Raw genomic sequence first — 23635 nt, 5'->3', positions numbered from 1 at the left:
CGCCGACTTCACCGTTGACCTGGCACTGTGATGGGTGATGACTCAGCAGAACACGGACCCTGCGGCTGGCCAGCGCATCGGGCCCCGCCCGCTGGACCGGCCCTCGGTCGACCCGGCGGCGGCGTCGGTGTTCGGGCGCCCGTCCGGGGTGGCCGGGGCGTTCTCGCCCCAGTCCGCGGGCAGGCCCGCGCTGAACGAGCTGCCCACGGCCCCGCCCGCGCCGCAGACTCTGGCCGAGGCGTTCGGCCGCACGCCCGCCGACGGTGACGTGCGGCTGCAGCGCCCGCCCGGCTCGCGGCCCGGGGCAGGCGCCCCCGGCGACGAGCACCTGTGGTCCGAGGACTCCGACCCGTGGCGCGACCCGTCCGCGGGCGCGGTGATCGGCCCGCCCGCGCTGGCCGAGGACGCCGAGGAGGACTCCGCCGAGGAGCGCGGCAAGGGCGCCCGGCTGAGCCTGCCCGAGGTGCTGTTCGGCAGGCGGGTCAAGCCGGTGGCGCTGGCCCTGCTGGGGGTCATCGCGCTGGTCGTCGGCGCGGCGGGCGGTGTGGTCGGCTGGGCCATCGCGCGCGCGGGCAGCGGCCTGACCAGCGACGTGACCCTGGCCCAGGTCGACGCCGGGATCGAGCGCGACCCGCAGTCGGTGTCCGGGCTCGCCGCCAGGGTGCGCCCCGGGGTGGTCTCGATCGAGACCATCGGCGAGCGCGGCTCGGGCGTCGGGTCCGGTCTGGTCATCGACGGCGCGGGCTACGTGCTCACCAACTGGCACGTCGTGACCGGCAAGGGCTCCATCGAAGAGGGCTCCGCCAAGATCATGACGGTGTTCAACGACGGCACCCGGACCGAGGCGCGGATCGTCGGCACCGATGCCAAGACCGACTTGGCCGTGATCAAGGTCAACGTCACCAACCCCACCGTGCTGCAGTTCGGCGACTCGGACAAGCTCCAGGTCGGCGACCCGGTCATCGCCGTCGGCTCCCCGCTGGGCCTGTCGGACACGGTCACCGAGGGCATCGTCAGCGCGTTGCACCGCCCGATCGTCGCGGGCAGCGGCAACCCGCCGATCGCCTACGACGCCATCCAGACCGATGCCTCGATCAACGAGGGCAACTCCGGCGGCCCGCTGATCAGCTCGAACGGCTCGGTCATCGGCATCAACTCCTCGATCCGGCCCGCCGAGGGCAGCACCGGCTCGGTCGGTCTGGGCTTCGCCATCCCCGGCAACGACGCCAAGCGCATCGCCGAGTCCCTCATCCGCGACGGCCAGGTCAAGCACGCCGACATCGGCGCCAACGTCCGCTCGGTCTCCGCCGAGACCGCCGAGGGCGCCCAGGTCGTCAACGTCACCGAGGGAGGCCCCGCCGCCGCCGCGGGCATCGCCGAGGGCGACGTCGTCCGCAAGGTGGGCGACCGCGCCATCCGCAACGCCGCCGAACTCACCGTCGCGGTCCGGATGAACAACCCCGGCGACACCGTCCCGGTCGTGCTGGCCAGGCAGGGCCGCGAGCTGACCGTTCAGGTAACCCTGCGTTCGGACTGACCGGATACCCTGCGGGCAGCAGCCGATCGAAAGGGGCGGACCAGGTGTTCGAGAGCGTTGGCTGGATGGAAATCCTGGTCGTGGGCATCGCGGGCCTGTTCATCCTCGGCCCGGAACGCCTCCCCGCCGCCGCCGCCTGGACCGGGCGCTCCATCCGCAAGGTCCGCGATTTCGCCAGCGGAGCCAGGGACCAGCTCAAGAACGAACTCGGCTCCGACTTCGACGACCTGCGCAAACCCCTCCAGGACCTCCAGCAGCTACGCAGCTTCGACCCCAAGTCGATCGTCACCAAGACCCTCTTCGGCGAAGACCAACCCACCGCCAAACCCAACGGCTACGCGGGCACCCAACCGGCCCTCCCCCCCGCGCCCCCCACCCTCGACCCCCCCAAACCAGGCGACCGCCCCAAGATCGACCCCGACGCCACCTGACCTCTGGGTTCAGCAACTGCCCCGCTCAAACCACCCAGCACCACCCCCACCCAGGCAGCGTCAGAGCACCCGGGCACGTGGCCTTCGGCCCCCCGGTTTCCACGCTACCGCCAGGGTCGGACACTTCCGCCACGTCAAGGCCGAGTTGTCCACAGGCCACCCAACACCCCCCGAAAAATCTCTCAGCGCCGTTCCCCGCCAAAGGCTGGATCGGGTGGTTCTGTGTGGTTGGGGGAGGCGATCATGTGCAAGCCTCGGGAGGGCGTGAGGGTGCCTTTCCCCTCACTTTTGCCCTCACGCACATGATCGTCGTAGGGGTCCCCGGCCACACGGAACCACCCGATCCAGCACCCCCAACCACACAAAAATCCCGGCCGGACAACGTCCGACCGGGATTTCCGCTACAAGCCCTACCGCCCCGCAGGCGAAACAGACAACATCCGCCCCGCGAGCCCCCGAGCCCGAACCGACAACTTCTTCGCCACCTCGATCAACACCTTCGCCGCGGGCGCCTCCGGCTCGCTCAGCACCAACGGGTTCCCGTCGTCCCCGCCCTCGCGCAGCCGCGGGTCCAGCGGCACCTGCCCCAGCAGCGGCACCGTCGACCCCACAGCCTTCGACAGCGACTCGGCCACCAGCGCCCCGCCGCCCGAGCCGAACACGTCCATCCGCGACCCGTCCGGCATCTCCAGCCACGACATGTTCTCGATCACCCCCGCGATGCGCTGCCGGGTCTGCAGGGCGATGGACCCCGCGCGCTCGGCCACCTCCGCGGCGGCCTGCTGCGGGGTGGTCACGACCAGGATCTCCGCGTTCGGGATCAACTGCGCCACCGAGATCGCGATGTCGCCGGTGCCCGGGGGCAGGTCGAGGAGCAGGACGTCGAGGTCGCCCCAGAACACGTCGGCCAGGAACTGCTGGAGGGCACGGTGCAGCATCGGGCCGCGCCAGACGACCGGGGTGTTGCCGGGGGTGAACATGCCGATGGAGATGACCTTCACGCCGTTGGCCTCCGGCGGGAGGATCATCTTCTCCACCTTGGTGGGCTTCTCGCGGGAGCCGACCATGCGGGGGATCGAGTGGCCGTAGATGTCGGCGTCGACGATGCCGACCTTGACCCCGCGCTTGGCCATGGCGACGGCGAGGTTGACCGTGACGCTGGACTTGCCCACGCCGCCCTTGCCGGAGGCGACGCAGTACACGCGCGTCAGCGACCCCGGCTCGGCGAACGGGATGCGGGGCTCCTCGGAGTCGCCGCGCAGCGACTTGCGCAGGTTCGTGCGCTGCTCGTCGTTCATCACGTCGAGCTCGACGGTCACCGAGGTGACTCCATCGAGCGCGGACACCGCCGCGGTGACATCCTTGGTGATCTTGTCCCGCAGCGGGCAGCCCGCGACCGTCAGGTACACGCCGACGTCCACCCGGCCGTCCGGGTGCACGGTCACGTCCTTGACCATGCCCAGGTCGGTGATCGGCCGGTGGATCTCGGGGTCCTCTACGCCCCCGAGCGCCTTGCGCACGGCCTCGACGCTGGGAGCCTGCTCGGTAGTGGTCACCACACCATGCTACGGGCGGGTAGCGCCGAGGTTCCCAGTGGATGGCACGCGCCACACACCTTGTCAAGGGCAGCGTGCGCCCACCCCCTGATCATCCGTAGCATTGTCACGCAGCGCACAGGAAGAGGAGGGCCCCGTGACTGATCGGTCCACCCGCCCCAGCCGGACCGAACTCCAGGCCTGGCGGACGTTCCTGCGCGCCCACGCGCAGATCACCCGGGTCCTGGAGGCCGAGCTGGTCGCCGAGCGGCAGCTCTCGCTGGGCGGCTACGACGTGCTCGTGCAACTGGCCGAGGCCCCCGAGCACCGGCTGCGGATGGCCGAGCTGGCCGACGCGGTGCTGCTGTCGCGCTCCGGGGTGACCCGGCTGGTCGACCGGCTCGAGCGCGCGGGCATGGTCGCCCGCGAGCGGGTGGCGGGCGACGGGCGCGGCGTGGTGGCCACCCTCACCGAGCACGGCCTCGAGGTGCTGCGCGCCGCCTCGCACACGCACCTGGCGGGTGTCTCGGAGCACTTCGTCGCCCGGCTCAGCGCCGAGCAACTGGCCTACCTCGGCGAGCTCTGCGGCAAGCTCGTCGACTGATCCTGGTCCTCGGCGGGCGGCCCGTCGTCCCAGCGCGGGTCGTCGCGGTGCTTGGCGCTCTTGCGCTTCTTGAGGTCGCCGCGCAGGTCGCCGCGCAGCCGGTCCAGCTCACCGCGCAGGTAGTCGCGGGTGGCGACCTCGCCGACGGCCAGCCGCAGCGCCGCCAGCTCCCTGGCCAGGTACTCGGTGTCGGCCTTGGTCTGCGCGACGCGCTGGCGGTCCTCCTCCATCGACACCCGGTCGCGGTCGTCCTGCCGGTTCTGCGCGAGCAGGATCAGCGGCGCGGCGTAGGCGGCCTGGGTGGAGAAGGCCAGGTTCAGCAGGATGAACGGGTACGGGTCCCACCGCAGGTTGATCGCGACCAGGTTCAGCACGATCCAGACGATGACGATCAGCGTCTGCCAGAACAGGAACGTCCCGGTGCCCAGGAACCGGGCCAGGTTCTCGGAGAACCGCCCGAACGCCTCCGGGTCGAACGGCAGCCGCAGCGCGCGCTGGTTGCGCGGCTGGTCGAGGCGGCGGCGGTTGCTGGGCTCAGGCATTGAGGCCCTCCCGGGCTCCCGCGCGCTCGCGCCACCCCTCGGGCAGCAGGTGGTCGAGCACGTCGTCGACGGTGATCGCGCCGACCAGGTGGTCCTCGTCGTCGATGACCGGGGCGCAGACCAGGTTGTAGTTGGCGAAGTAGCGGGTCACCTCCAGCAGCGAGTCGTCGGGCCGCAGGCTGGTCAGCTCCTTGTCCAGGGCCCCGGCGACCAGGTCGAACGGGGGCTCGCGCAGCAGCCGCTGGATGTGCACGCAGCCCAGGTACCGCCCGGTGGGGGTGGCGCTGGGCGGGCGGCAGACGAACACCATGCTCGCCAGCGCCGGGGTCAGGTCGGGGTTGCGGACCCTGGCCAGCGCCTCGGCGATGGTCGAGTCCGGGCTGAGCACGATCGGCTCCGGGGTCATCAGCCCGCCCGCGGTGTCCGACGAGTACTCCAGCAGCCGCTTGACCGGCGCGGACTCCTCGGGCTCCATCAGCTCCAGGAACCGCTCCTTGTCCCCTTCGGACAGCTCGGCCAGCAGGTCGGCGGCGTCGTCGGGGTCCATCGCCTCGAGCACGTCCGCGCCGCGCTCCTCGTCGAGGTGCTTGAGCAGGTCCTTCTGGTCGTCCTCCGGCAGCTCGGCCAGCACGTCGGCCAGCCGCTCGTCGTCGAGGGCGTCGGCGACCTCGTGGCGGCGCTTGGTGGGCAGGTCCTGCAGCGCGGTGGCCACGTCGGCGGCGCGCATGCCGTCGAACACCGCCAGGAGCTGGTGCGCGTCCTGCGGGCGCCCGGCCAGCTCCAGCACCCCGGGGGCCTCCACCTCGGACCAGTCCACGACGCGGACCGGGCCCCGGCGCACCAGCCGCCCGGTGCGCTCGCGCACGGCGATCCGGTCGATGACCCAGTCGCGGGTGCGGGTCGGCTGCATCGCCGCGTCGACCACCACCGCCGCCGCGTCCTCGGCCACCCGCACCCTGGCGTCGAGCAGCTGCCCGACGACGAGGACCTCGTTGGGCCGCTGGGTGAAGTGCCGCATGTTCACCGACCCGGTCGACAGCGTGATCGCCGCCGCGTCGATGGTGGTGACCCGCAGCATGGGCACGAACACCCGCCGCCGCGTCGCCAGCTCCACCACGATCCCCAGCACCCGGGGCGGCTGCCTGTCCACGCGCAGCCCGGCGACCAGGTCGCGGATCTTGCCGATCGACTCGCCGTCCGGTCCGAACACCGGCAGGCCCAGTAGCTGCGCCACGAATACCTTGCTCTTGCCCGCCACGCGGCCAGGCTAGTGCGTGCGCGGCGGTCACACCGCGCGGAGCGGCGCCCCCACCTGCCCGCCCGCCACCGGCTGACCTGCCCGGACGCGCGGCGGGGGCAGCGGACGCGGGTGCCGCGCGCCACACCCGGGTCCCGCACCGCGGGTCGTGGATTCGACCCACGTCTAATCACTTCGTCCCGGTCCCCGAGTGCGGTGGACTGGTCGCGGTGTGGGGCGGTCGGGCTGGGGGTCCGACCGCCCCGGTCACCGCTGGCGGTAGAGCACGACCCGGCCGCTGCGCGTGCGGGTGACCGCCCCCGCCTCGCGCAGCACCGACAGGTGGTGGGAGACGGTGGCCGGGGACAGCGAGTGGCGGGCGGCCAGGTCGCTGGTGGTCCGCGGCAGGTCGAGGTCGGCCAGCAGCGCCGCGCGGGTGCGGCCGATGAGCCTGCCCAGGCCGGGGTTGGGCGAGTTCGCCTGCCCGATGCCGCGCGCGGGCACGGTCATGGCGGCGTCGGCCGGGTCGTCGAGTTGCAGCCAGATCCGGGGCCAGGCCAGCGCCGTCGGGACGATGACGAAGTCCTGGTCCGGGATGTCGACCGCGCCCGAGTGGAACGGCATGGCGACGCGCAGCTCCCCGTCGGCCCACTCCACGTCGGGGTGCAGCGTGTTCACCATCGCCCCGAGCCCGCCCTCGGCCATGGTGGCCGCCCGCGCCGCCAGGTCGGCGGCGAGCCGCTCCCGCAGCCCCGTCCACGTCTCGGCCAGGGCGGTGGTGAAGAAGCGCGCCATCCCCGCCGCCGCCCGCGCCGCGAACTCGCCGCGCTCCACGGCGTCGGCGGCCGCCGCGGTGGGCGCCCTGACGCCCCCGAACTGGGCCACGACGGTCTCGGGCGCGGTGGCCGCCATCCGCTCGAGCTGCCCCGCCCAGCCCCCGCCCGGCTTGGGGGTGAGCAGGTCGGGGGAGTAGCACGACACGCCTTCCGGGGTGATCCCGGCGACCAGGCGCACGTCCGGGTCGCGCAGGGCGAACCGGGCGGCGGCGCCGGGGTCGCCGAACACCGGGTGCCGGGTGCCGTTCGCGGCGAACCGCAGCCAGGCCAGGGCCTCGACGGCGGGGGACGGGGCCAGGCGCACCCGGCCGACGGCGGCGGGGCCGAACCGGACCCGGTACATCAGGCCAGCGCCCGGGCGATCGCGGGCGCCGTGGCGATGGCCGGGTCGTCGCTGTCGCTGTCGTCCGGGCCGGGCCACTCGGCCACGGCGCGGACGAGGGTCCAGCGGCGGGCCAGGCCGTGGTCCAGGCCGGTCGCCTCGACGACGTCGGCCAGCCTGCCCGCCGGGTCGCCCTCGCCCGCCCGGTTCCACAGCAGCGGGATGAGGCCGAACTCGGGGTCGCCCGCGAGCGGCTTGGGGTCGATCACCAGCCACGGCTCCCGCTCGCCGCGCAGCACGTTGTCGTAGTGCAGGTCTTCGTTGACCAGCCGGTCCGCCGCCCGCGGGCCGAGTTCGGCGCAGTAGGCGCGGGCCTGGGCGAGCAGCTCGGGCGGGGCCGCGCCGTCGAGGAGCTCGCGGCTGATCCGGGCGGCCTCGTCCGCCAGCCGCCGCAGCGGCGGGGGAGCGGGGCGGTCGAGGCGGCGGATGAGCCGGGCGACCTCGGCGACGGCGACGTCGATCGGCTCGCGCGCCAGCGAGTGGTGCGGGTCGAGGCGCTCCAGCAGCAGGGTGAACGGCTCCTCGGCGAGCAGCAGCACCGCGCCGTCGCCGTCCCAGGTGGACAGTGCGAGGCCCTCGTGCTCCGCCTCGGGGTGCGGCCAGGTGATCTTCGTCATCGCCGGTGCGCCTGCGGCCGTGCGCACCGGCAGGACCAGCGCGCACCAGCCGTGCAGCGGCTCGCCGTCAGGGGTGAGGTCCCACCGGCGCAGCACCGACTCCACGCGTTCTGGCAGGCAGGCAAGCCATTCCCGCTCGTGCGCGGCGGTGAAGCGGCGGACGAGGCCAGGTGGAACGATCAAGCGGTCGCGTGTCACACACACCACAATGGCGCAACGGGTGCGGTCGTGGTCGACTACTCCACGACGTAGTTACCGGCGGGTTAACCTCGCGATCGATCGGAGGACCGATGCGCTCACCGAAGGACTTCTTCCGCCCGCTCGCGGTGGGGGCGCCCGACCCGGTGCGGGAGATCCCGTTCCGGCCGTCGCGCATGATCCACTTCTTCGACCCGAGCAACGAGAAGATGGCCGCCAAGGTCCCGGACATGGCGCGCCAGGCCGACGTGGTGCTGGGCAACCTCGAGGACGCCATCCGCGCGGACCGCAAGGAGGCCGCCCGGGCGGGCCTGGTGCGGATCGCCAAGGCCACCGACTTCGGCGACACCCAGCTCTGGACCCGGGTCAACAGCCTCGACTCGCCGTGGGTCCTCGACGACCTGGTCACCCTGGTCACCGAGATCGGCGACAAGCTCGACGTCGTCATGGTGCCCAAGGTCGAGTCGGCCGCCGACATCCACTACGTCGACCGCCTGCTGGCCCAGCTCGAGGCGCGGGCGGGCGTGACCAGGCCGCTGCTGGTGCACGCGATCCTGGAGACGGCCTCCGGCGTGGCCAACGTCGAGGAGATCGCCACCGCCAGCCCGCGGATGCAGGGCATCTCGCTCGGCCCGGCCGACCTGGCCGCGAGCCGCCGGATGAAGACCACCCGCGTCGGCGGCGGCCACCCCGGCTACCTGGTGCGCCAGGACCCGACCGGCGAGGACATCACCACCGGCCGCGCGACCTACCAGCAGGACCTGTGGCACTACACCGTCGCGCGCATGGTCGACGCCTGCGCGGGCGCGGGGATCCTGCCCTACTACGGCCCCTTCGGCGACATCGCCGACGTGGTGGCCTGCGAGGACCAGTTCCGCAACGCCTTCCTGCTCGGCTGCGTCGGCGCGTGGAGCCTGCACCCCAAGCAGATCGCGATCGCCAAGAAGGTCTTCTCGCCGTCCCCGGAGGACGTCGCCTGGGCCCGCAAGGTCATCGACGCCATGGGCGACGGCACCGGCGCGGTCATGATCGACGGCAAGATGCAGGACGACGCCACCGTGAAGCAGTGCAAGGTCGTCGCCGAGCTGGCCGACGCGCTCTCCGCCCGCGACCCCGAGCTGGCCGCCGCCTACGACGCCGCCACCAAGGAGGCCACCAATGGCTGAGGTCCTGCTGCGGCCCCGCCGCTCCGTGCTCTACATGCCCGGCGCCAACGAGCGCGCGCTGGAGAAGGCCAAGACCCTCGACGTCGACGCGCTGATCCTCGACCTGGAGGACTCCGTCGCCCCGGACGCCAAGGCCGACGGCCGGGCCAGGGTGTGCGCCGCCGCCACGTCCGGCGAGTACGGCAACCGCGAGCTGACCATCCGGGTCAACGGTCTGGACACCGAGTGGCACGCCGACGACCTGCGCGCCGCCGCCGAGGCGGGGCCGGACGCCATCGTCGTCCCCAAGGTCAACTCCGCCGCCGAGGTGCACCGGATCGAGAAGGCGCTGGAGGCGGCCGGGGCCCCCGACCGCACCAAGATCTGGGCGATGGTCGAGACCCCGATCGCGATGCTGCGCGCCCACGACATCGCCTCGGCCTCCGACCGCCTCACGGTGCTGGTCATGGGCACCAACGACCTGGCCAAGGAGCTGCACGCCGAGCACGTCCCCGGTCGCGCCCCGCTGCTCGGCGGCCTGTCGCTGGCCCTGCTCGCCGCCCGCGCCACCGGCAAGGTCATCCTCGACGGCGTCTACAACGACGTGCGCGACATCGAGGGCTTCGCCGACGAGTGCACCCAGGGCCGCCAGTTCGGCTTCGACGGCAAGACCCTGATCCACCCGGGCCAGGTCGAGCCGTGCAACCGGGTCTTCGCCCCCTCCGAAGACGAGGTCGCCCAGTCCCGGAAGATCATCGAGGCCTTCGAGACCGCCACGGCCGAGGGCCGCGGCGTCGTCACGGTCGACGGCCGCATGATCGAGAACCTGCACGTGGACAACGCCCGCCGCGTCCTGGCCGTCGCGGAGGCCATCGCCTCGCGGGGCTAGGTCGTGTTCCCCGCCGCCCCGGTCGTCCTCGGCCGGGGCGGTCGGCGTCCCGGGGAACCGGCCGGGCCCCGCGTTCGTCGGTCTGGGCAGGACGAACGAGGGAGTGCCCGGTGTGGTCTGTGGTGGTCGAGGCGAACCGGCAGGGAAACCGGGACGTCTCGCAGTGGCAGGTGACTCACTACGAGCAGGTCGGGACGTTGGCCGCCGCCCAGGACCGGGCGCTGGTGCTGGCCAGGGGGTTGCGGCCGGAGCGACCGCGCAACCCCAGGAGCAGGCTGGTCTTCCGGGCGCAGGACGGGTCCCTGCTGGTGCACATAGAGGGCGCGGTGTCCTCCTGGCACTTCCGGGTCAGCGTGCTGGAGTTCGTCGGCGCGTTCGACAGCACGGGCCAGGCGCTGACGTGACCCCGTTCACTTCCTTACGGCCTCCGACTCCTGCCGCCCCTGCGGGCCGGATCGGCCCGAGTTCGGGTCTTTGCTCGCGCACATTGGCCGGAACCGGTCGTCTGGGTCGTCCCGATCGTCACGAACGGGTGGTTACCCGTGAGTTCGACTTCGCGGTCAGTCCATGGCTGGTGAACAGCCATGACATCGGAGCGTCACGATCCCGTTACCAGGTCTGGATGATCACGAAAAGATAACTGTGCAGGTCAAGGACGTAACAGAGGGTCAAAGGTTGCGGTGACATAACGCACAAGTCACGACTCGGGTCTTGCAGCACGCCCATCCCGCATGTGTCATGTGCCCATGGGTAGACACAGCCTCCCTTCCGAGTCCCGCAGCGTGCTCAGCGTCTTCACTGGTCGCCGCCGCCGCCAGGACGACCTGATGGACCGCAGCTTCCAGGAGTGCGTGGACTGCGGCGCCGACGTCTACGTCCTCGCCGCGGGGTGCAAGGACTGCGGCACCACGCTGGAGCTCGCCGCGGGCTGAATCGAGCCGGTCTGAGATCCCCAGCACTTGCGGGGCGCGAACGGGCGTTAACCGGTGGATACTGGCGGGTAACTATTTCGCCGCAAACAGGGAGCTCGCATGGCCCGCCTCGCCCAGACCGCCGGTTTGACCGACGTGCAGCAGGAGATCCTGTCCACGGTCAAGGACTTCGTGGACAAGGAGATCATCCCTAACGCCCAGGCTCTGGAGCACGCCGACGAGTACCCCAAGGACATCGTCGAGGGCATGAAGGAGATGGGGCTGTTCGGCCTCACCATCCCGGAGGAGTACGGCGGCCTCGGCGAGTCGCTGCTGACCTACGCGCTGGTCGTCGAGCAGATCGCCCGCGGGTGGATGAGCGTGTCCGGTGTGATCAACACCCACTTCATCGTGGCGCACATGATCAAGCAGCACGGCACCGACGCGCAGAAGCAGCACTACCTGCCGAAGATGGCCGCCGGTGAGATCCGCGGCTCCTTCTCGATGTCCGAGCCGGACCTGGGCTCCGACGTCGCCGCCATCAAGACCCGGGCCAAGAAGGACGGCGACGGCTACACCATCGACGGCGCCAAGATGTGGCTGACCAACGGTGGCAGCTCCAACCTCATCGCCCTGCTGGCCAAGACCGACGAGGGCGCGGAGAAGCCGCACCAGAACCTGACGACGTTCCTGGTCGACAAGACCGAGGGCTTCGGCGAGGTCGCGCCCGGCCTCACCATCCCCGGCAAGATCGACAAGATGGGCTACAAGGGCGTCGACACCACCGAGGCCGTGTTCGACGGCTTCAAGATCGGCGCCGACAAGGTCCTCGGCGAGCAGCCCGGCAAGGGCTTCTCGTACATGATGGACGGTGTCGAGGTCGGCCGGGTCAACGTCGCCGCCCGCGCCTGCGGCATCGCGATCCGCGCGTTCGAACTGGCCGTCGAGTACGCCCAGCAGCGCAAGACCTTCGGCAAGGCCATCGCCGAGCACCAGGCCATCGCCTTCAAGCTCGCCGAGATGGCCACCAAGGTCGAGGCCGCGCACCTGATGATGGTCAACGCCGCGCGCCTGAAGGACTCCGGCGCCCGCAACGACGTCGAGGCGGGCATGGCCAAGCTCATCGCCTCGGAGTACTGCGCCGAGGTCACCCAGGAGTCCTTCCGCATCCACGGCGGCTACGGCTACTCCAAGGAGTACGAGATCGAGCGCCTCATGCGCGAGGCCCCGTTCCTGCTCATCGGCGAGGGCACCAGCGAGATCCAGAAGACGATCATCTCCCGCGGCCTGCTGCGCGAGTACAAGTCCCGCGGCTGACCCCTCGGACCACCAGCGGAGGCGGCGCCCCCCCCGGGGCGCCGCCTCCGCTGTCCGCCCACTCCCCGCCGCTACCCGGCGGACCCCACGGCCTCGACGGCCCTCCTGCCGGGGTAGGCGCCGGACCCCGCGTCCACCCCCGCCGATCCGGCGGTTGACCCCGTCCGGACCAGCGGTGGGAGCTGATAGGCGGCTGAGAGGTGGGCTGTCGGGTTCGCACGGTTGTTCCCGAGTTGGCAGACTGTGGGCATGACCGGTGCGTTCTCCGGCCCTGGGCGAGCGAACCAGGGTCCCCCCAAGGTTCCGACACCGCCGACCGGATGGCCGATCGGCTCCTACGACACCTACCAAGAAGCCCGCAGCGCCGTGCAGCACCTGGCGACCAGCGAGTTCCCCGTGGAGGACGTCACGATCGTCGGCGTCGACCTGATGCTGGTCGAGCGGGTGATCGGGCGGCTGAGCTGGCCCAAGGTGCTGGGCACCGGCGCGCTGTCCGGCGCCTGGTTCGGTCTGTTCGTCGGGCTGCTGCTCGGGCTGTTCTCCCAGCAGCAGACCTCGTTCGCCCCGATCCTGGTCGGCCTGGTCGCGGGTGTGGTCTTCGGCATGGTGTTCGCCGCCGTCGGCTTCGCCACGACCCGCCGCGGCGGGGGCAAGCAGATCGCCAGCGCCACCCAGCTCGTGGCGGGCCGCTACGACGTGCTGACCCAGCCGCGCAACGCCGAGCGCGGCCGCGACCTGCTGGCCAAGTTCGCGATGGGCCCGAGCGGGCGCGCGGGTTAGCCCGAACACCACATCGAATTGCGGGGTGTGATCACCGGGCTTAGGTTCTGCTCACCCGGTGCGCGGGCGACTTGACCGGATTCGCGTGCCGGGTGAGGCACGGCGAGGTGCTGGTCGACGCCGGTCCGGCGGCGCGCACCGCGTCCTCGGCGTGCCCGTCGGAATGGAGGGCACGGTGAATCGAATTCCCGGCCGCCGGTGGCGACGCGCGCTGACAGCACTGGGTGCTGCGGTGTTGGCGTCCTCCGCGGTGGCGGCATGCGGGTCCGACGGCGGGGGCACCGTCGTCAACGTCTACTACCCGTCGGAGGAGAACTTCGAACAGGTCGTCGCCGCGTGCAACGAGGCGGCGGGCGGCCGGTACCAGGTCGTGCTGAACACCCTCCCGCGCGAGGCCGACGGCCAGCGCGAGCAGATGGTGCGCAGGCTGGCGGCGGGCGACACGGAGATGGACGTCCTCGGCCTGGACGTCACGTGGGTGGCCGAGTTCGCCGAGGCGGGCTGGATCGCCGAGTGGACCGGAGTGGACAAGTCCGAAGTGGAGGACGGCACGCTGCCGGGTCCACTGCGGACGGCGCGGTGGAAGGACAAGCTCTACGCCGCGCCGAAGAACACCAACGTGCAGTTGCTGTGGTACCGCGACGACGTCACCCCGACCCCGCCGAAGTCGTGGTCGGAGATGCTGTCGATGGCCGAGGATCTCAGGGCCCAGGGCAAGCCGAGCACGGTCCTGCTGACCGGCGCCCAGTACGAGGGCCTCGTGGTGCAGTTCAACACGCTCGTGGGCGGCGCGGGCGGCAAGATCCTCTCCGACGACTCCACCAAGGCGATCGTCGACGAGGGCGCGGTCGAGGCGTTGCGGGCGCTCAAGGACCTCGCGTCCTCCCCGGTGGCCAGCGCGTCGCTGTCCAACGCCAAGGAGGACTCGATCCGGCTGGACTACCAGAAGGGCGACGCGGCCTTCATGCTCAACTGGCCGTTCGTCCACGCCGCGATGAAGGAGGCCAACCCGGAGCTGTTCGAGCACTTCAAGTGGGCGCCCTACCCGGCCATCGACGAGGACAAGACCGGCACCGCCACCATCGGCGGGTTCAACCTGGCCGTCAGCGAGTACTCGAGGCACAAGCCCGCGGCGTTCGAGGCGGTCAAGTGCCTGCGCAACGCCGAGAACCAGAAGTTCTCCGCGATCAACTCCGGCGTGCCGCCGACCATCGAGGCCGTCTACGACGACCCGGAGATGGCTGAGCCGTACCCGATGCGCGAGGCGATCCTTGCCGAGCTCAAGAAGCCCGCGCCGCGGCCGATCACCCCGGCCTACCAGAACGTCTCGACCCTGATCTCCACCATCCTCTCGCCGCCGTCCGCCATCGATCCGCAGGCCACCGCCCAGCGCCTGCGCGAGGAGCTGCAGGACGCTCTCGACTCGAAGGGAGTGCTGCCGTGAGCCACACCGCGGACGCGGGCGCCGAGGCGGCGCAGGACCCCGCCCCGGACGCCGAGAAGGGCAAGCGGAAGGCGGTGAGCGAGGGCAAGAGGGCCGAGCGCAAGCTCGGGCTGCTGCTCTGCGCCCCCGCCGCGCTGGTGATGATCGCCGTCACCGGCTACCCGATCTTCTACTCGCTGTGGCTGTCGCTGCAGCGCTACGACCTGCGGTTCCCCGACCAGCGCGAGTTCATCGGGCTGGAGAACTACATCACCGTGCTCACCAACTCCTACTGGTGGACCTCGTTCGGGGTGACCAGCCTGATCACCGTCGTGTCGGTGGTCATCGAGCTGGTGCTCGGCATGGCGCTGGCGCTGATCATGCACCGCACGATCGTGGCCAGGGGCCTGGTGCGCACCGTCGCGCTGATCCCCTACGGCATCGTGACCGTGGTGGCCGCCTTCTCCTGGCGCTACGCCTGGACCAAGGACACCGGCTACCTCGCCGCGCTGCTCGCCCCGGAGTCCGACCTGCTCACCCAGCGGGTGCCCGCGCTGGCCATCATCACCCTCGCCGAGGTGTGGAAGACGGTGCCGTTCATGGCGCTGCTGCTGATGGCGGGCCTGGCCCTGGTGCCGGACGACCTGCTCAAGGCCGCGTCGATGGACGGCGCGAGCGCGTGGCAGCGGTTCACCAAGGTCATGATCCCGGTGATGAAGCCCGCCATCCTGGTGGCGCTGCTGTTCCGCACCCTGGACGCGTTCCGGATCTTCGACAACATCTTCGTGCTCACCAACGGCGCGCAGCAGACCGGGTCGGTGTCCATGCAGACCTACAACAACCTGATCAAGGGGTTGAACCTCGGCATCGGCTCGACGATGTCAGTCTTGATCTTCCTGGCGGTCGCGGTGATCGCGTTCATCTTCATCAAGGTGTTCGGCACCTCCGCGCCGGGCAGTGACAACGGGGGTAAGCGCTGATGGCCGTCATCGGAGCCACCTCGGGCACCGGCGCCAAGGCCCGCTGGGCGGTGCTCGACGTCATCGTCGTCGTGTACGCGCTGGTCCCGGTGCTGTGGATCGTGTCGCTGTCGTTCAAGACCAAGGAGACCATCGCCGACGGGAACTTCATCCCCCGGTCGTGGACCTTGCAGAACTACAAGGACATCTTCACCACCAACGAGTTCCTGCGCGCCCTGTTCAACTCCATCGGCATCGCGCTGATCGCCACCGCCATCGCCGTGGTGCTGGGCACGATGGCCGCCTACGCCATCGCCCGGCTGGACTTTCCCGGCAAGCAGGCGCTCGTCGGTGTCTCGCTGCTGATCGCGATGTTCCCGCAGGTCTCGCTGGTCTCGCCGCTGTTCGAGATGGAGCGCTCGCTCGGGCTGTTCGACACCTGGCCGGGCCTGATCCTGCCCTACATCACCTTCGCGCTGCCGCTGGCGATCTACACCCTCTCGGCGTTCTTCCGCGAGATCCCGTGGGAGCTGGAGAAGGCGGCGAAGATGGACGGCGCGACCCCGGCCCAGGCGTTCCGCCGGGTCATCGCGCCGCTGGCCGCGCCCGGGGTGTTCACCACGGCGATCCTGGTGTTCATCTTCTGCTGGAACGACTTCCTGTTCGCGATCTCGCTGACCTCCACCGAGGCCTCGCGCACGGTCCCGGCGGCGCTGTCGTTCTTCACCGGGTCGTCGCAGTTCGAGGACCCCACCGGGACGATCTCGGCGGCCGCCGTCGTGATCACCATCCCGATCATCCTGTTCGTGTTGTTCTTCCAGCGCCGCATCGTCGCGGGGCTGACCTCGGGCGCCGTGAAGGGCTGAGCTATGGCAGAGATCGTTCTGGACAAGGTCACCAAGCGCTACCCGGACGGCGCGCTCGCGGTGTCCGATGTGGACATCACCATCGCCGACGGCGAGTTCATCATCCTGGTCGGCCCCTCCGGCTGCGGGAAGTCGACCACGCTCAACATGATCGCGGGCCTGGAGGACATCACCACCGGGGAACTGCGCATCGACGGCCAGCGGGTCAACGAGCGCGCGCCCAAGGACCGCGACATCGCGATGGTGTTCCAGTCCTACGCGCTCTACCCGCACATGAGCGTCCGCGAGAACATGGCGTTCCCGCTGCGGCTGGCCAAGGTCGACAAGGACACCGTGACCAAGAAGGTGGAGGAGGCCGCGCGCATCCTCGACCTGGGCCAGCACCTGGACCGCAAGCCGGGCAACCTGTCCGGTGGCCAGCGGCAGCGGGTGGCGATGGGCCGCGCGATCGTGCGCGACCCCAAGGCGTTCCTGATGGACGAGCCGCTGTCCAACCTGGACGCCAAGCTGCGCGTGCAGATGCGCACCTCGGTGTCGAAGCTGCAACGCCGCCTGGGCACCACGACCGTCTACGTCACCCACGACCAGACCGAGGCGATGACCCTGGGCGACCGGGTCGTGGTCATGCGCGGCGGCCTGGTGCAGCAGATCGGCTCCCCGCAGTTCCTCTACGAGCAGCCCAAGAACCTGTTCGTGGCCGGGTTCATCGGCTCCCCGTCGATGAACTTCGTGCCGGGGTCGCTGGAGAACGGGCAGCTCAGCACCCCGCTGGGCGCCTTCCCGCTGACTGACCGGATCCGCTCGCTGGTCGAGTCGGCCAACGCCCCCCGCGAGGTGGTCGTCGGCCTGCGCCCCGAGCACTTCGAGGACGCGGCCCTGCTCGACGACTCCGCCAAGGCCTCGGGTGGCGCCTTCACCGCCACCGTCGACGTCCTGGAGTCCATGGGCTCGGACAAGTTCGCCTACTTCACCGTCGACGGCGACACCGCCACCTCGGCCGAACTGGACGAACTCGCCGCCGACCTGGGCTCCACCGACTCCAGCGACTCCGGTTCCCAGCTCGTCACCCGCCTCTCGGCGGCGTCCGCGGCCGCCGAGGGCGCTTCGCTCGAGGTCTGGTTCGACTCGGACAAGATCCAGATCTTCGACCCCCAGGACGGCCGGAACCTGACCTTGGAGTCGTGACCGAGGAGCCTGTGGACAACTGTTCGCGGGATTTCCGGTTTTGCCCCACCCTTGTCCCCGGCGGCCCTCCCGATCAGCGGGAAGGCCCCGGGGACAAGGAGTTTCCAGCCATGCTCAACCGCACCCGAGTGCTGCTCGTCGCCCTGTGCGCCACCCTCGCCGGGCTCCTCGGCGCAGGCGTCGCCGCCGCTTCCGACTTCGACTGCGCCAGGGGAGAGGTCTGCTTCTGGACGGGTTCGACCTTTCGCGGGGCGGTGTACAAGCACTCCCTCGCGGACACGAATCCGGAGGAGTGCGTGCCGTTGCCGTCCGCGGTGGACGTCCTGTCGTTCGTCAACCGCATGGACCGGCACGTCACGGTGTACCAGAGCCGGGAGTGCGCGACGGAAGGCGACTTCTCGACTTACCCAGGCGGCGGGTCGTACGTGCCGGACGCCCCGTACGTGGTCAGGGCTTTCCAGATCTGGTGACCGCCACTCACGCCCGGGAGCGCCGGGTCGTGGGCGAGTGGTCCGCGGAGCGCAGGGAGGTGAGCACGTCGTCGGTCCAGGCGTGCGAGCGGATGAGGCGGTAGCGCTCGCAGATGACCCAGAGGTAGGCCTCGGCCTCGGTCTCGGTGGTGATCAGCCCGGCCTGCCGGACCATGGCCACGACCGGCACGAACTCCTCCTCGTACCAGCGGCGGGCCACCGTGGCGCGGTCGAGGAAGACCTGTTCGTCCTGCATCAGGCGGTAGCCCCAGGCCTCCACGGCCTCGGACAGCTCGGCGTAGTCCCAGCCGTCGGTCAGGGTGATGGACTCCCTGGCCTGGGCCGCGAGCGGGACCCGGTCCAGGAAGATGCGGCGGAAGTCCTTGACGATCAGGTCGCCGCGGTAGCGGATGCCCGCCGCGGAGATGCGGGTGACGATCTCGGTGACGTTGGCGTCGATGGTGCCCAGGCCCAGTGCCAGGGCCACCGAGACCCGGTGGTGCCCGTCGACGACGAAGTGCAGGTCGCCGATGCGGTAGACCTCGATCGGCGGGACCGACTCGCCGCGGCGCTGGGCCAGGGCCAGGCGCTGCCAGCGCTGGCGGGAGGTGGCGGAGGTGGGGCGGAAGCGGCGGTCGAAGTCGCGGGTGCGGTCCACCGAGCCGACGACGGAGTCCAGTTCGACCACCCGCAGGCCCAGCCTGCGCTCGCCGAGGCGGCCCAGCGCGGCCACCACCTCGTCGAAGGGCAGCATGATGTTCACGTCGTCCGGCTCGCGGCGCAGCCACGCGCCGAGTCGGGACAGCACCTGGCGCCTGCGCATGCGCAGGAAGTCGTTCTCCGCGTCCGCGGCGGGGAAGCCGGTGTCACGCGCCATGGCGGCCCTCCGGGATGTCCAGGATCCGGTACCCGACAGTGTTGACCACGCGCGTGCCGCCCATGTCCCGATCGGGCACAGCCTCCCCGTGTGGGTGGATGTGCCCGTGCACGAGCAGGCCGGGTCGCAGCGCCGCCACCGCCCCGTGCAGGCAGGAGAAGCCCCGGTGCGCCCGGTCCTCGCGGTCGCCGCAGCCGCGCGGTGGGGAGTGGGTGAGCAGCACGTCGACACCGCGGCCGTCGCGGAGCCTGCGCAGTCCGGCCCGGCGGCGCACCCGGCGGGCCCGGCGGGCCATCTGGCGCTCGGTCCACTGGTTGGGGCCGGTGTTGTACCGGATCGACCCGCCCAGGCCCGCGATGCGCAGCCCGCCGACGTCCACCACCCTGCCGTCGGCGTTGACCGCGCCGGTCGGCCCCGGGTAGGGCGTGGGCAGCCCGTCGCGGGTCCACAGGCCCGCCGAGGAGCGGCGGTAGCCGGTCAGGTCGGCGTCGTGGTTGCCCGGGACGAACACGCACGGGCGGTCCAGCGCGTCGGCGAGGAACTCCAGGTAGTCGTAGGGCAGGTCGCCCGCGGCGAGGACCAGATCGACCTGGTGCGCGCGCACCTTGGCCGTCCAGAGGTCCTCGACAACCTCGTCCGAAACCGTGAGCACCTTGGGCACCTCAGCAGGCTACGTCCGACCGGGTGGTGGTGTGACTTCGGTGAGCACGACGTGCGCGGAAGGGAACGGTTTGTGCTCGCTGCCCGTCCAACACGTTAGATTTGTACGGTCGGAAGCGAGCGTTCGGGCCTCCGTTCGGCGCGTCCGCAGGTCAGCAGGTCCACGGGGACGGCGGCAGGCCATGCCGCCGAGGGGAGTTCGCGATGGCGACGGCGCAGCCAGACGGCCAGGCCGACAGCTCGACCACGACCGCCGCGCCGGGGGGCGCCGTGGGGGCGGGCATCCCGGCCGACGACCTCTACGTCGAGGGCGGGACCAAGTGGGAGAGCTTCGAGCTGGCCGACCTGATCGCCATGGTCTCGGACAAGGCCAGCGTCCCGCAGCTCGAGCGGCTCGCCGACGACTGGCGCGCCGCGGGCAACGAGGTCGTCGACTCCTCCATCACGCTCAGCAGCGCCCTCGACGCGCTGATGGGCTACTGGTCGGGCATGGCGGCCGAGCAGGCCCGCCGCGACGTGGCGCTCAACGCCCAGTGGGTGGCCGACCTCGGTGAGACCGCCTACAGGATCGGCGACCCGGTGCAGGAGGCGGCGGGCGCGCTCAAGGCCGCCCAGGACGCCATGCCGCAGCTACCGGTCACCCCGGCCACCCCGCCCGCGCAGGCCGCGGACAGCGCCGCGCTGGCCGAGCAGACCGGCGGCCCGCTGGCCGCGGCGATCAGCGGGGCCGCGTCGGGTTCGGAGAGCGCCTTCGCCGCTGAGCAGGACCAGGCCAAGCTCAAGGCTGTCGCGGTCGAGGCGATGCGCCGGTTCGAGGGCGCGGCGATGGGCATCGACCAGGCCACGCCCCAGTTCGAGGAGCGCGCCACCGAGCTGCGCCCGCGCGTCTCCGACACCGGCCCGAGCACCCCCGTCGACACCACCGCGCCGACCGGGCCCACCGACCCCGAGCAGCGCTGGGACCACCTGACCGGGGGCACCACCACCTCCGGCTACGAGGAGACCGCCGCGGCCGCGCTCCCCGGCGCCGCCGAGCGCGTCCCGACCGGCGGCGCCGCGACCGGCGGCGGTTATGGCGGCGGCTACGGCGGCGGCGGTGGTGGTGGTGGCATCGCTGTGGCCGACACCGTCGGCACGCCCTCGCCCCGCCCCACCCCGCTGGCCCCCGCGCCCGGCATCGGCGCCACCGAGGCCCTGCCCGGCGGCGCGCTGCGCGGCGGCACCGGTGGTGTCATCACCCCCGCGGCCGCGGGCGGTGCTCACGCGGGTGGTGCGCCGGTGGGCGGCATGCCGATGGGCGGCGCGGGCATGGCGGGCGGCCAGAACGGCGACTCCGGCGAGCACCGCAGGCGCTACCCCTTCGGCGACGAGGACTCCTTCCTGTTGACCGACAAGTCGTCGCCGCCGGTGATCGGACTCTGAGAGGGCGAGGGAAACCAGCACCATGCAGGAGCAGAACGCGCTGCTGGCCGAGCAGGCCCCGACCGACGGCGGGGTGAAGGCGGCCCCGCCGCCGATGCCTGTCGCCGACGCGTCCACCCCGCCGCCGCTGCCGGTCCCCGACCCGGCCCCGACCACCCCGCCCCCGGCGGCGTCGGCCCCCGCGCCGCCCGCCGCAGGCGCCCCCGCCCCCGTCCCCCCGCTCGGCGACCAGCACGGCGGCCCCGCCGACGAGCTGCCCGCCGAGCAGGAGCCCGAACCCGAGACCACCACCGTCAGCGCCGAGGTGATCGACACCGAGGACGGCGAGCTCGCGGCCGGGGACGGCGGCGAGGGGGAGGACCAGTTCGAGACCCTGCCCCACCTCGGCGGCCCCAGCGCCCCCGTCGAGCAGCCCGTCCCGCAGGCCAAGGGCTACTGGGACGTCGACCCCGACAAGCTGGCGGGCTTCGCCACCGCCGTCGAGTTCGCCCGCCTCGGCCTGGCCCAGGTGCAGTCGCGGGTCGAGCTCATGCAGGGCGAGGCCTACACCCCGCAGCTCGGCACCAGCCCGGTCGGGCAGCAGCTCGCCCGCAAGTTCGACGACCGGCTCAACGGCGACAACGGCCTGCGCGGCCTGCTCGCCGAGGCCATGCGGCGGATGGACCAGTTCATCGAGAGCGCGGAGAAGGTGCGCGACTCCTACACCGAGTCCGAGCGGCTCGCCCAGGAGACGATGGCCCGCACCGAGCAGAACATGGACGGCTGATGGTCAGCGAGCTGCCCACCGGGGTGCTCAACGGGGCGGACTGGGACGGCGGGGCCGAGCCGGTCGGCGCCTGGCTCGACCCGGCCGACATCGACCTGCTCTGCACCTTCGCCGAGGTCGAGCCGCCGTTCCCGCTCAAGATCAAGCCGCAGGGCGCGACGGGCGCCGAGCAGCGGGCGCGCTACGCCGCGGCCAGGGCCAGGCTGGCCGCCCAGGGCCTGGCCGACGCCCGGGGGCCGCGCGGCCTGGCCGCCGACCTGGTGCGCATGCTCGAGTCCGGGGTCGGCGTGGTCGACGCGCTCGTGGCCCGGCGCGGCCGCTCGCTCGGCGCGCTCGTGCTGGCCCAGCGCGACGACGCGCTGCTGGTCACCCAGGACGGCGCGGGCGGGCGGGTGCACGTGCTGTCACTGCGCACGCACACCGTCCTCGACCACCTGTGCGCGCTGGTCCCCGACCACCCGGCCGCGATGGCGGCCCCGTTCAGCCTGTCCCGGCGCGCGCTCGACTCCGCGCACCGGGCCATCCAGGGCGCGGGCCGCCCGCTCAGCGCCGACGACCTCGACCGGCTGCTGGCCGAGCACGGCGTCGACGAGCAGTCCGCGCGCAGGCTCACCACCCACCTGCAACCGGTGCTCGGCAACGGCCAGGTCGGCGTGGCGCACCCGCGCGGCCCGGGGTGGGAGCGGGGCGGCCCCGAGCTGCGCTGGCTCGACACCGCGCGCGGGCGGTTCCGCCTCGGCGGCAGGCCGGGGTCCGAGTGGATGAGCGTCAACCCGCTCTCCGGCGACGACCTCTACCTCGCCCTCCGGGATCTCGCCGGGGAGCTCTGGTACCGCTAGGCCGTGTGGCGATAGGGGTTCGGAACGCTCCCGGATGGTCGGTGGGATCGGTTACCGTGACGGTCGGAAACGAGTGTGCGGCACCGGGTGCGCGTCCGGCCGGGGCAGCGGACTTCCCCGGACCACGCGGAGGGCGCATGATCGCCAACCTTGAGCAGCTCGCCGCCAGGATGGCGCAGGCGGCGCGGGGGGCCGAGGCCGCGCGCCGGGCCGCCGAGGAGGCGCGCAGGCGCCGCCGCGAGGAGGACGACCGGTTCGTCACCGGTGGGGTCGACTGGAACGGCTTCTCGCTCAAGTCCCTGCAGCGCATGGTCGGCGACAACGCCAACGCCGCGCAGTTGGAGATGCTGGCCGACCAGTGGTCCCGGCAGGGTGACAAGATCGGCCGCGCCGCCGAGGAGCTGAGCGCCTCGTTGAGCAGGCTGTTGCAGTACTGGACCGGCAGCGGCTCGGAGCAGGCGTCGATGACCGTGGTGCGGAACGCGGTGTGGCTGACCCGGCTCGGCTCCGTCGCCCAGCAGATGTCCGGGCCGGTCGAGGACGCGGGCGGCGCGCTGCGCTCGGCCCAGTCCACGATGCCCGGTGGCAACCCCTCCAGCCCGTGGCTGGCCACCGCGGGTGGCGGCGCGGCGGCGGGTTTCGCCGTCGGCGGCCCGATCGGCGCCGCGTTCGGCGCGGCCATCGGCGGCATCGCCAGCGCGTTCGGCTTCGGCAGCAACAAGAAGAAGATGAAGCGCAAGGCCGTGCAGACCATGACGCGCTTCGAGACCGCGGTGCTCGGCATCGACGGCAGCACCCCGCGCTTCGACGGACCCGCCGACGGCGTCGACCCGGGTACCAACCCGGCGTGGACAGCCCCACCCGTGGCAGGCGTGCCCGGCCAGGGCGTGGTCCCGCCCGGCGGCCCCGCGCACACCCCGGTCAACACCACCCAGCCCCCGGTCTACGGCGGCGGCCCCGGTTCCGGGACCACCCCGTCGTTCGCGCCCAGCTTCGGCAACGGCTGGGAGGGGCGCTGGCAGGGCCTCACCGGCCTGGGCAACGGCACCGCCCCCGGCCTGGGCGCGGGCCCCGGCAGCGGCGGCATCGGCAGCCCAGGCTCGCTGGGCCCCGGCGGTCTGCCGATCGGCGGTGCCCGGCCAGGCTCTGGCGGCGCGCGCCCCGGCATCCCCGGGGTCGGCCGCGGCGGACTGCCCCCGGGCGGTCA

The 23635-nt window shown here is 72.0% G+C and carries 25 protein-coding genes; 18 read left to right on the top strand and 7 right to left on the bottom strand.

The features are described 5' to 3' along the window. Nucleotides 1-37 precede the first annotated feature (37 nt). Nucleotides 38-1537 (top strand): S1C family serine protease, encoded by a 1500-nt coding sequence (locus GCL84_RS03325; RefSeq protein WP_156753842.1) that lies wholly within the window; start codon nt 38-40, stop codon nt 1535-1537. A gap of 44 nt (nt 1538-1581) precedes the next feature. Continuing rightward, nucleotides 1582-1968: a Sec-independent protein translocase protein TatB gene (tatB, locus tag GCL84_RS03320; RefSeq protein ID WP_156753841.1), complete on the top strand. Its 387-nt coding sequence runs from the start codon at nt 1582-1584 to the stop codon at nt 1966-1968. 410 nt (nt 1969-2378) lie between these two features. Here the strand turns inward: tatB and GCL84_RS03315 are convergent, their stop codons facing one another. Then, nucleotides 2379-3524, bottom strand: coding sequence for an Mrp/NBP35 family ATP-binding protein (locus tag GCL84_RS03315; protein ID WP_156753840.1), 1146 nt, complete (start codon nt 3522-3524; stop codon nt 2379-2381). A gap of 136 nt (nt 3525-3660) precedes the next feature. Between GCL84_RS03315 and GCL84_RS03310 the strand changes: the two genes are divergently transcribed. Beyond that, complete coding sequence (locus GCL84_RS03310) at nt 3661-4107, top strand: MarR family winged helix-turn-helix transcriptional regulator (protein ID WP_156753839.1); 447 nt, start codon at nt 3661-3663, stop codon at nt 4105-4107. Here the strand turns inward: GCL84_RS03310 and GCL84_RS03305 are convergent. From GCL84_RS03305 to GCL84_RS03290, 4 genes are all read right to left on the bottom strand, one after another. Further along, nucleotides 4071-4649 carry a DUF1003 domain-containing protein gene (locus GCL84_RS03305; RefSeq protein ID WP_156753838.1) on the bottom strand — a complete coding sequence of 193 codons (579 nt, stop codon included), beginning with the start codon at nt 4647-4649 and terminating at the stop codon, nt 4071-4073. The genes GCL84_RS03310 and GCL84_RS03305 overlap by 37 nt on opposite strands. Then, complete coding sequence (locus tag GCL84_RS03300; protein ID WP_156753837.1) at nt 4642-5907, bottom strand: magnesium transporter MgtE N-terminal domain-containing protein; 1266 nt, start codon at nt 5905-5907, stop codon at nt 4642-4644. The genes GCL84_RS03305 and GCL84_RS03300 overlap by 8 nt, the downstream gene beginning before the upstream one ends. Before the next feature lie 246 nt (nt 5908-6153). Further along, nucleotides 6154-7065 (bottom strand): ArsR/SmtB family transcription factor, encoded by a 912-nt coding sequence (locus GCL84_RS03295; RefSeq protein ID WP_156753836.1) that lies wholly within the window; start codon nt 7063-7065, stop codon nt 6154-6156. Next, nucleotides 7065-7904 carry an aminoglycoside phosphotransferase family protein gene (locus GCL84_RS03290; RefSeq protein ID WP_197522988.1) on the bottom strand — a complete coding sequence of 280 codons (840 nt, stop codon included), beginning with the start codon at nt 7902-7904 and terminating at the stop codon, nt 7065-7067. The genes GCL84_RS03295 and GCL84_RS03290 overlap by 1 nt, the downstream gene beginning before the upstream one ends. Before the next feature lie 107 nt (nt 7905-8011). On the opposite strand from GCL84_RS03290, the gene GCL84_RS03285 reads away from it, so the two are divergent. From GCL84_RS03285 to GCL84_RS03235, 11 genes are all read left to right on the top strand, one after another. Next, nucleotides 8012-9085 carry an HpcH/HpaI aldolase/citrate lyase family protein gene (locus tag GCL84_RS03285; protein WP_156753834.1) on the top strand — a complete coding sequence of 358 codons (1074 nt, stop codon included), beginning with the start codon at nt 8012-8014 and terminating at the stop codon, nt 9083-9085. Nucleotides 9086-9092: 7 nt separating this feature from the next. Continuing rightward, on the top strand, nt 9093-9953 hold the full coding sequence (locus GCL84_RS03280) for an HpcH/HpaI aldolase/citrate lyase family protein (protein WP_407924358.1): 861 nt from the start codon (nt 9093-9095) through the stop codon (nt 9951-9953). A 110-nt stretch (nt 9954-10063) separates the two neighbouring features. After that, a complete protein-coding gene (locus GCL84_RS03275; protein WP_156753832.1) occupies nt 10064-10357 on the top strand; it encodes a hypothetical protein in 294 nt (97 codons plus the stop codon). A gap of 342 nt (nt 10358-10699) precedes the next feature. Next, nucleotides 10700-10885, top strand: coding sequence for a hypothetical protein (locus GCL84_RS03270; RefSeq protein ID WP_156753831.1), 186 nt, complete (start codon nt 10700-10702; stop codon nt 10883-10885). Nucleotides 10886-10984: 99 nt separating this feature from the next. Continuing rightward, nucleotides 10985-12181, top strand: a complete 1197-nt coding sequence (locus GCL84_RS03265) for an acyl-CoA dehydrogenase family protein (RefSeq protein ID WP_156753830.1) — start codon at nt 10985-10987, stop codon at nt 12179-12181. 249 nt (nt 12182-12430) lie between these two features. Then, entirely contained in the window at nt 12431-12961 is a 531-nt protein-coding gene (locus tag GCL84_RS03260; RefSeq protein WP_156753829.1) for a general stress protein, read from the top strand. A 163-nt stretch (nt 12962-13124) separates the two neighbouring features. Then, nucleotides 13125-14405 carry an ABC transporter substrate-binding protein gene (locus tag GCL84_RS03255; protein ID WP_156753856.1) on the top strand — a complete coding sequence of 427 codons (1281 nt, stop codon included), beginning with the start codon at nt 13125-13127 and terminating at the stop codon, nt 14403-14405. A 74-nt stretch (nt 14406-14479) separates the two neighbouring features. Further along, entirely contained in the window at nt 14480-15364 is an 885-nt protein-coding gene (locus GCL84_RS03250) for a carbohydrate ABC transporter permease (RefSeq protein WP_235925965.1), read from the top strand. After that, nucleotides 15364-16209 carry a carbohydrate ABC transporter permease gene (locus GCL84_RS03245; RefSeq protein ID WP_156753827.1) on the top strand — a complete coding sequence of 282 codons (846 nt, stop codon included), beginning with the start codon at nt 15364-15366 and terminating at the stop codon, nt 16207-16209. The genes GCL84_RS03250 and GCL84_RS03245 overlap by 1 nt, the downstream gene beginning before the upstream one ends. A gap of 3 nt (nt 16210-16212) precedes the next feature. Continuing rightward, complete coding sequence (locus tag GCL84_RS03240) at nt 16213-17394, top strand: ABC transporter ATP-binding protein (protein ID WP_156753826.1); 1182 nt, start codon at nt 16213-16215, stop codon at nt 17392-17394. A 110-nt stretch (nt 17395-17504) separates the two neighbouring features. Further along, nucleotides 17505-17864, top strand: a complete 360-nt coding sequence (locus tag GCL84_RS03235; protein ID WP_156753825.1) for a peptidase inhibitor family I36 protein — start codon at nt 17505-17507, stop codon at nt 17862-17864. A 7-nt stretch (nt 17865-17871) separates the two neighbouring features. On the opposite strand, the gene GCL84_RS03230 is transcribed toward GCL84_RS03235, so the two are convergent. Together GCL84_RS03230 and GCL84_RS03225 are read right to left on the bottom strand one after the other, a co-directional pair. After that, a complete protein-coding gene (locus tag GCL84_RS03230; RefSeq protein ID WP_156753824.1) occupies nt 17872-18741 on the bottom strand; it encodes a chromosome partitioning protein ParB in 870 nt (289 codons plus the stop codon). Next, entirely contained in the window at nt 18731-19402 is a 672-nt protein-coding gene (locus GCL84_RS03225) for a metallophosphoesterase family protein (RefSeq protein WP_156753823.1), read from the bottom strand. Before GCL84_RS03225 ends, GCL84_RS03230 begins: the two co-directional genes overlap by 11 nt. A gap of 203 nt (nt 19403-19605) precedes the next feature. Between GCL84_RS03225 and GCL84_RS03220 the strand changes: the two genes are divergently transcribed. From GCL84_RS03220 to GCL84_RS03205, 4 genes are all read left to right on the top strand, one after another. Further along, on the top strand, nt 19606-20823 hold the full coding sequence (locus GCL84_RS03220; RefSeq protein ID WP_156753822.1) for a hypothetical protein: 1218 nt from the start codon (nt 19606-19608) through the stop codon (nt 20821-20823). 22 nt (nt 20824-20845) lie between these two features. Next, nucleotides 20846-21589 carry a hypothetical protein gene (locus tag GCL84_RS29125; protein WP_197522987.1) on the top strand — a complete coding sequence of 248 codons (744 nt, stop codon included), beginning with the start codon at nt 20846-20848 and terminating at the stop codon, nt 21587-21589. After that, entirely contained in the window at nt 21589-22428 is an 840-nt protein-coding gene (locus tag GCL84_RS03210) for an ESX secretion-associated protein EspG (protein WP_156753820.1), read from the top strand. The genes GCL84_RS29125 and GCL84_RS03210 overlap by 1 nt, the downstream gene beginning before the upstream one ends. Before the next feature lie 137 nt (nt 22429-22565). Then, nucleotides 22566-23635, top strand: a 1070-nt coding sequence (locus GCL84_RS03205; protein WP_407924357.1) for a WXG100 family type VII secretion target, incomplete at its 3' end; no start/stop codon positions are given.

It is taken from the genome of Actinokineospora pegani, from assembly GCF_009745975.1.
Lineage (GTDB): Bacteria > Actinomycetota > Actinomycetes > Mycobacteriales > Pseudonocardiaceae > Actinokineospora > Actinokineospora pegani.
Note: the sequence above shows the minus strand (reverse complement) of the source record. Positions and strands in the feature narration are given on the sequence as shown.